Source organism: Halalkalibacter wakoensis JCM 9140, assembly GCF_000513095.1.
GTDB lineage: Bacteria > Bacillota > Bacilli > Bacillales > Bacillaceae_D > Halalkalibacter > Halalkalibacter wakoensis.
The window spans coordinates 1-6,722 of record NZ_BAUT01000117.1 but is presented as its reverse complement, the minus strand read 5'-3'; the positions used below and the strand labels follow the sequence as shown (position 1 = coordinate 6,722).

The following is a 6,722-nucleotide window of genomic DNA, read 5'->3' as shown; positions in this document are numbered from 1 at the left end:
GCTGCTTCTCGAGAGCTAATTTGCAGTAGAAGTGGATCTCAAGATCGTGGAAGCACAGGGACGGTTCCGCGATTCCCATGAGGTAATAAGGTAAGGGACCTGTGCGTTTGATACTAAAAGTAGAGACTATAAATTCAGATTTAACCTGAAGAACTAGAGCAATAGGCTTTGGTTCTTCTTTTTTTAGCTTAACCGAGGGCCTCAAACTATTGAGGAGAAGGCTGAATTGTGAGGGAAGGATAATATACTTGTTGAATGACCTTCTCTTATTTCAACCCAACCAACCCCAAACGGTATTCTCCTCTCTACTTATCTTCCTTTTTTCCGCCACGAGTGCTCCTAATACGACCGCATAAAAATACGGAACAAAACTCGTTTTTATGCGATTTTGCTTATAACGATACACGGTTTGTTTAAAAGCTTGAATGATAACAGGGAGAACGTCTGTTATCGGTTGGTCAAATTTTTGTGAGCGATAAGCCATAGATGCGCGGTCCCAGATTGTACAAATTTCTTTTGCACGGTTGAAAAAAGGTTTGACCGCTTTTATAAATGCGGTTGGAACATGAAAGGGAACATATGTATAATCGAGTGAATCAATCGTATGCGTTCGAAGATCTTTTTCTTTTTTGTTTATAGCTTTAAAAGAAAGAGCTTCTCGTTGCGTTTTGGTCGGTGAATGGCTTTGTGTGATTGGATTTTCTGAGGTTTTGCGGTCTGTCAATTTTTGTTGAATCGGTGCGTCAGAGCGGGTAAAGACATAGACGTTATGCGAATCGCCACCTTTTTTTCTAGTTGTGCCATGGATCGTGAAAAGGCCGAGGGTTTTTCCTTTTTGAAGCATTCGTTCAAAGGTTGACCGTGAGATGCCATTGTTATCATTGTGAGTGGATTGAACCAAAGTGGAGATCTTTGCGTAGGCAACGCCTCGTAGTTTGACGCTGAATTGGATTAGTTTGAGAAGGGCGATGTGCTCCCCTTTTGTGAAGTGATCACCGTGGAGGTCTAGTGCTTTTTTGGTAGAGTCGTTAAATTCTTTGACCGTTTTAAATGGGCTAAGACTTGCAAAATGAGTGATGTGGCCTGCTAGCATAGGAGGGCCTCCTTATATGTGGAATAGGATGTAGATGGGGGGTGGTACTGTTATACATAATAGGGTGAAGAAGGATCTCGGTGGGAAAAGCGGACGATGCAGTAGGATGTGCGTTGGACTTGTCTTTCTAGCGTATGGTACGAAAGGTCGAGTAGCATTTCTTTGCCATGCTTGAATACAATGATCGATTGATGCGGGTCCGGGTGACGTTTGATCGTTTTAATGTGGTGATAGAAGATCCAGCAGCAGTCGTGGAGTTTCGGTGAGTGAGTTGGAAAGGCATAGATGTGCTCGTTTGGATTGATGGGGATGGGAATACGGCTTTGAATGCCTGTCTTGTGGATGACAGCTGATTTTCGGCCGTCATAGTGAGCCCCGCCTTCTAAGCAGCCTTCTTTTATGAGCTGAAGAATTGGCTTTTTTACATAGATGAGTTGATCGCGTTCCCAGACGATCGTGTGGTAATCCATATGATTCGCAGGGAAGAGGGCAGAGGTGTCGCGGTTGATTTCGTAGTGAGGGAGGATGATTTTGGCATGGGGGGGCTCCTTTTTTTGGGGGGATTCTTTCAATAAAGGTTAGTGGTTAGATAGAGTAGCAGGATTAGCTCGCCTTTTTGATATACATTATGGAGAGAACAGCTAATCCGATTGGTAAGTTGACATGGTCGGATACACTTTTTGAAAAGCTTCAGAGGTAAGTTCGTTCGGATCTTCAAGTTGTAAGCCTTTTGCGATTTTGGCTTGAATGTAAGGGGTCATAGCAGATGTTCCGCGTTCAATGTTGCCTAAATGGGTGAGACTTACATTGGCAGCACCGGCCAAGTCTTCTCGAGAAAGACCTTTCTGATGCCTGATTGAACGAATGTACTTTCCAATATGGCTGTTCAGTTGTTTCTTATGTGAATCTTTCGCCATATGTTTGTCTCCCTTTTTTTCATCATTATGCAATCGATGAAAGAGAGACACCATACACTATAGTGGCTGTTTTGTTTTTTTGGTGAGTGGGTCATGGAAAGCATGGGGACGGTTCTCATGCTTCCAAAATAACTAACACCTTTGTTATACATCTACAGTATGGCAATCATCGCACGATATTCATGAGATAGATATTTCGAGTCTTCAACGAAGCGTAAGAAGAACGAAATAGCTTGCCGCGATCGCTAAAAACCAAACCTAATCCAATGGTAATTAGTTGAAATTAAAGTATAATGGTGGGACAAATAAGATAAAAAAAGCGTAAAAGTGGGTAAAAGATTGAAATTCCATTATCGACTCAAGTCAGAAATATCCTCCTTCTAATTAAGAACATTTCATGTCACTTATAATGGTGAATTCGTTCTTTACTACTGGAGCTCGCGACTTCATTCTTCTTGGGGAATCAAAAATTTTTGCGATAATAGTTTATGTATAGGTATAGATGAAGGCACTACGAGCAGATAAGATCCGCTAGTTGTGCCTTTTTTCGCGCAAAACTTCCGATTGTCCCCTGTTAGAACCGTCCCGCTGCTTCTTTTGGTGATGATTTGTTGAATAGAGCGGCAACCCTAGATGAATTGAAAACATTAGGTAAGATAACTCAGAACCAAGTAACGTTTGTAGAAAAGTGCTCCCAAAAACAACAATGGAGCAACCGGGTCTAAGTGAAAATCCTACGATTAGCGGGGATAGATTAATTGTCGCGAAATGTAACCGCATTCAAAAAATAATCATATTTACATTATCCCCCCAATATACTCTTAACAACTCATTAGTTATGTTTGCCAAGATCGGCTGCATTCGATGTCTTTTTCTCATTCCTACAGTATTTTTACTTATCAGTTAAGTTGTTGTTAGCTTCAGAAACATAGGTAATGAGTTAACATCTTTAGATTGAAAAGGGAGGAATTTTCATGGATGCAAATTTTATAGCGGATCCAACGAGACTTGTCATTGTTGCTTTACTTGGTTTGGCATTGCTTTTATTTCTTATTATTCGGTTGAAGCTTCATTCCTTGATTGCCATTTTGGTTACGGCTGCATTTATTGGATTCGGTTCAGGAATGCCAGCAAGCTTAGTGTTGGATGCATTTTCGACAGGGGTTACGAATACGCTTGGATCGATTGCATTAATCGTTGGTTTGGGTGCAATGTTTGGTGGATTACTGGCCGCGACAGGTGCAGCTGATGTTTTGGCAAATACGCTTATTGCTAAGTTTGGAACGCAGAAAGCTTCCATTGCAATCGGTATTACCTCACTACTCGTTGGGGTACCGGTTTTCTATGATGCAGCATTTATCATTTTATTACCACTTGTTTTTCAGGTTGCGTTAAGAACAAATAAGTCCGTCTTGACTTACGTTATTCCGATGGTAGCTGGTATTGGGTTATCGCAAATGATTGCTCCAACACCTGGTCCGATCATTATTTCAGGACAGTTGGAAGCTAATTTAGGCTTGATGACATTCTTGTCTATTTTTGTAGTCATTCCATCATGGATCATTTCAGGTTATTTCTTCGGGAAAATATTAGGTAAAAGAATTTATGTTCCTGTGCCAGATACTTTTGCTAATAAAGAGAGTGAAAACAAAGGGGAAACTGCGTCTTTTAAGACTATTCTGTTAATCATCATAATACCGATTCTCCTTATTTTGTTAAACACTGGATCTTCTATGATTGATTCCGAATCTGCAGCAGGATTTAAAGCTTTTGCTGCCTTTGTCGGGGAGCCGTTTGTTGCGTTAACGATTGCGAATTTAATAGCAATTTATGTTTTGGGGATTCGACGTGGTTTTAAAGGGGAAGAGATTGAAAAAATCATGACGAAGGCGCTGAACCCAGTAGCGATTATCGTATTGGTAACTGCTGGTGGTGGTGTGTTACGTTACATGCTTGATTATTCAGGAACTGCTACCTTAATTGGTGAATTCGTTTCTAGTATGAACCTGCCAATTATTGTCGTTGCATTTGTGACCGCGGTTGCTCTTCGGGTTTCCGTTGGTTCTGCCGTAGTATCCATGACGATGACCGCAGGGGTATTGGCATCGTTACCTCAAATTGCGGAGCTTTCTCCATCGTACTTGGCGTTGGTCGGCCTTGCTGTTATTAACGGTGCGACATCCTTCTCCCACGTGAACGATTCTGGTTTCTGGATGTTCAAGGAATTTCTAGGTCTTGATTTGAAAACAACATTTAAAACTTGGACGTTTTATACTGGGGTTGCATCCATTGTTGCATTTACGTTCATTTTAATTATTAGCATCTTTGTTTGATGAAAGGGAGTTTCTGTTATGGCACTTGTGAATTGTAACTTTTTTTCCTACACCCTTGGGATGGATTATGAGATGAATGTGTTGTTGCCAGAGAAAAGGCAACAGCCTCATCTAGCTAATCCGAATAAAAAGTATCCGGTACTCTATTTGCTCCATGGTCACTCAGATGATCATACTTCTTGGTTGAGAAAAAGTTTAGTAGAATTGCTGGTCAGGGACAAAGATGTAATCGTTGTTATGCCGAACGCACACCGGAGTTTTTACACGGATAGTAAACATGGACACAACTATTTTCAATTTTTGTCGAAAGAATTGCCAGTCGTTGTCAGTAACTTTTTCCCTGCGTCGAATAAACGGGAAGAAAACTTTGTTGCAGGGATATCTATGGGTGGTTACGGTGCCATGAAGTGGGCGCTAAATTGCCCGGAAAAATTTGCAGCAGCTGGAAGCTTGTCGGGAGCACTGTCTCCTTACAAGTCGTTACTTGAGGCTGATGATCATAATATGTTCACTGTTTCTGATTTCAAGGAGAACTTTTTAAACGTTTTTGGTGGCGAAAAGGATTTTCAGGGAACAGAAAATGATTTATTTTACATCGCAAAAAAGTTGGATAAAGAGGACGAACCAAAGCCATACCTCTATCAGAGCTGTGGGGTGAGCGACCCGTTATACAAATACAATGTAGAATATCGGGATTTTATTGAGAACGAGACGGATTGCTTTAATTACACCTATCACGAAGATGAGGGGGGGCACGACTGGGAGTATTGGAATAAGGTTTTCCCACTAATGCTAAAGGGGTTTGGAATTATTTAGTTGAGATAGGAATAAGTCCCTTGGTGAACTTAATAGAATAATAGAAACTTTAAAATTTAATAAGTTAGGTGAAGGCTGTGGGGGAAATTCGCGAAAGTAAAGTAGAAAAAGTATATAACTATTGCCTTGGTAAGATTCATACGGGGGAATGGGAGCCGGGCACCAAGCTCCCCTCTGAGAATGAATTATTCGAGAGTCTCCATGTCAGCAAGGTGACCATTCGAGCTGCATTGCAAACACTACGTTCTGAGGGGCTTATTATTACTTATCACGGAAAAGGTTCGTTTGTTTCTGGGTATATTCAGAGAGATAATTTGGATGGAGAAAAGATCATTGTGAATATTACACCGAAAGAGCTTCTTGATATCACTGAATTTCGTGAAGCGGTCGAAGTGAAGGTAGCGGAACTTTGTATTAAGAATGCTACCGAGGATGATTTAGCAGAAATCGGCGCTGCACTGGAAGAAATGTGTGAGTGTACGCATGATTATCTTAAATATTCCAAAGCGGATGCTAGATTTCATTATGCCATGTTGAAGGGAACGCATAACAAGGTGTTATACCATTCTGTTTTGTCCGTTCAAAAGGAATTTGACCGCTATTTGGATGAGTTGAATCGGGTGTTTGTTTCGCATGATTTGAGTGATAGTTATCAGTTGCATAAGCAATTGTATAATTCTATTTTAGAAAAAGACGACAAGCTTGCGACTAGTCTAGTAATGCTGAACCTGCGGCGAAACGTCTTGCGGATAAAGAAGAAGATTGCAGGGGAAGAGATGGAAGACTATCTGTATTTATAGTATTGTTTAAGGTACTTAATAAGTTTCGGGAAGCATGGGGACGGTGCTCGTGCTTCCCATGAGGTAATAAGGTAAGGTATCTGTGCGTTTGTTCCTAAAAGTAGAGACTATAAATTCAGATTTAACCAAAAGAACTAAAACCTAAAGGAAGCATGGGGACGGTTCTCGTGCTTCCAAAATTACTGACACATTAGTTACATACCTACAGTTCGGCAATCATTCGTTTTGGTGCCTGGAACCACTCGAAGATTGTAAGATTTTGTCGAAGGTTGTTAGGTTAGTAGCGTAAGAGATTGTGATAATATAGAGTTGCAACTGAATATTGTGGGGGTGGTTGGTTGTTACACTTCTTTCCTGTTTAGGAAAGAAGGTGATAATCATGGAAACATTTCTTGAATTTTTTAGAGAAGTTCTGAAAGGGATTGTGCGTGAAATAAGTGCATATACTTTTCGGAAGAATGCACTAGAAAACAAGAAAGCCACCCTATGCCGTCGCAAGCTGAAGGGTGGTTCTCGAAAAGCGAACAAGTAATTTGACAACCACCACCCTGACGGTAGAGGTTGCAAAGAGAAGTGTTAGCGCACTTCTCTTTTTTATTATATATACATTATACCTAAATTTATTCTTCATTAAAAGAATTTCATATATTAAAGTGCGTGTTGAAGCACGGGGACGGTTCTAACAGGGGACAATTGTAACCGTCAAGTAGAAATCAACAGTTTTTCACAAATAAGTTTGAGCAGTTTTCACCAAGGGAAGCAT

At 40.7% G+C, this 6,722-nt stretch carries 6 protein-coding genes; 3 read left to right on the top strand and 3 right to left on the bottom strand.

The window, feature by feature from the left end; translation table 11 throughout:
• Positions 1 to 271: 271 nt before the first annotated feature.
• The 3 genes from JCM9140_RS21245 to JCM9140_RS21240 form a co-directional block, all read right to left on the bottom strand.
• Entirely contained in the window at positions 272 to 1,093 is an 822-nt protein-coding gene (locus JCM9140_RS21245; RefSeq protein ID WP_034751446.1) for a hypothetical protein, read from the bottom strand.
• A 50-nt stretch (positions 1,094 to 1,143) separates the two neighbouring features.
• The gene (locus JCM9140_RS23405) at positions 1,144 to 1,665 is read right to left on the bottom strand and encodes a competence protein ComK (RefSeq protein WP_081727818.1); all 522 of its coding nucleotides are present in this window, start codon (positions 1,663 to 1,665) and stop codon (positions 1,144 to 1,146) included.
• 69 nt (positions 1,666 to 1,734) lie between these two features.
• Entirely contained in the window at positions 1,735 to 2,010 is a 276-nt protein-coding gene (locus JCM9140_RS21240; protein ID WP_034751443.1) for a helix-turn-helix domain-containing protein, read from the bottom strand.
• Positions 2,011 to 2,984: 974 nt separating this feature from the next.
• Between JCM9140_RS21240 and JCM9140_RS21235 the strand changes: the two genes are divergently transcribed.
• From JCM9140_RS21235 to JCM9140_RS21225, 3 genes are all read left to right on the top strand, one after another.
• Entirely contained in the window at positions 2,985 to 4,343 is a 1,359-nt protein-coding gene (locus tag JCM9140_RS21235; RefSeq protein WP_034751440.1) for a GntP family permease, read from the top strand.
• Between the two features lie 18 nt (positions 4,344 to 4,361).
• Positions 4,362 to 5,159, top strand: a complete 798-nt coding sequence (locus JCM9140_RS21230) for an alpha/beta hydrolase (RefSeq protein ID WP_034751438.1) — start codon at positions 4,362 to 4,364, stop codon at positions 5,157 to 5,159.
• A gap of 77 nt (positions 5,160 to 5,236) precedes the next feature.
• Entirely contained in the window at positions 5,237 to 5,959 is a 723-nt protein-coding gene (locus JCM9140_RS21225) for a FadR/GntR family transcriptional regulator (protein WP_052002467.1), read from the top strand.
• The last annotated feature ends 763 nt before the right edge of the window (positions 5,960 to 6,722 follow it).

Coding starts and splice junctions, on each gene's coding strand:
- JCM9140_RS21230 (WP_034751438.1), top strand. CDS start 4,362: ATGGCACTTGTGAATTGTAACTTTTTTTCCTACACCCTTGGGATGGAT.
- JCM9140_RS21245 (WP_034751446.1), bottom strand. CDS start 1,093: ATGCTAGCAGGCCACATCACTCATTTTGCAAGTCTTAGCCCATTTAAA.
- JCM9140_RS21235 (WP_034751440.1), top strand. CDS start 2,985: ATGGATGCAAATTTTATAGCGGATCCAACGAGACTTGTCATTGTTGCT.
- JCM9140_RS21240 (WP_034751443.1), bottom strand. CDS start 2,010: ATGGCGAAAGATTCACATAAGAAACAACTGAACAGCCATATTGGAAAG.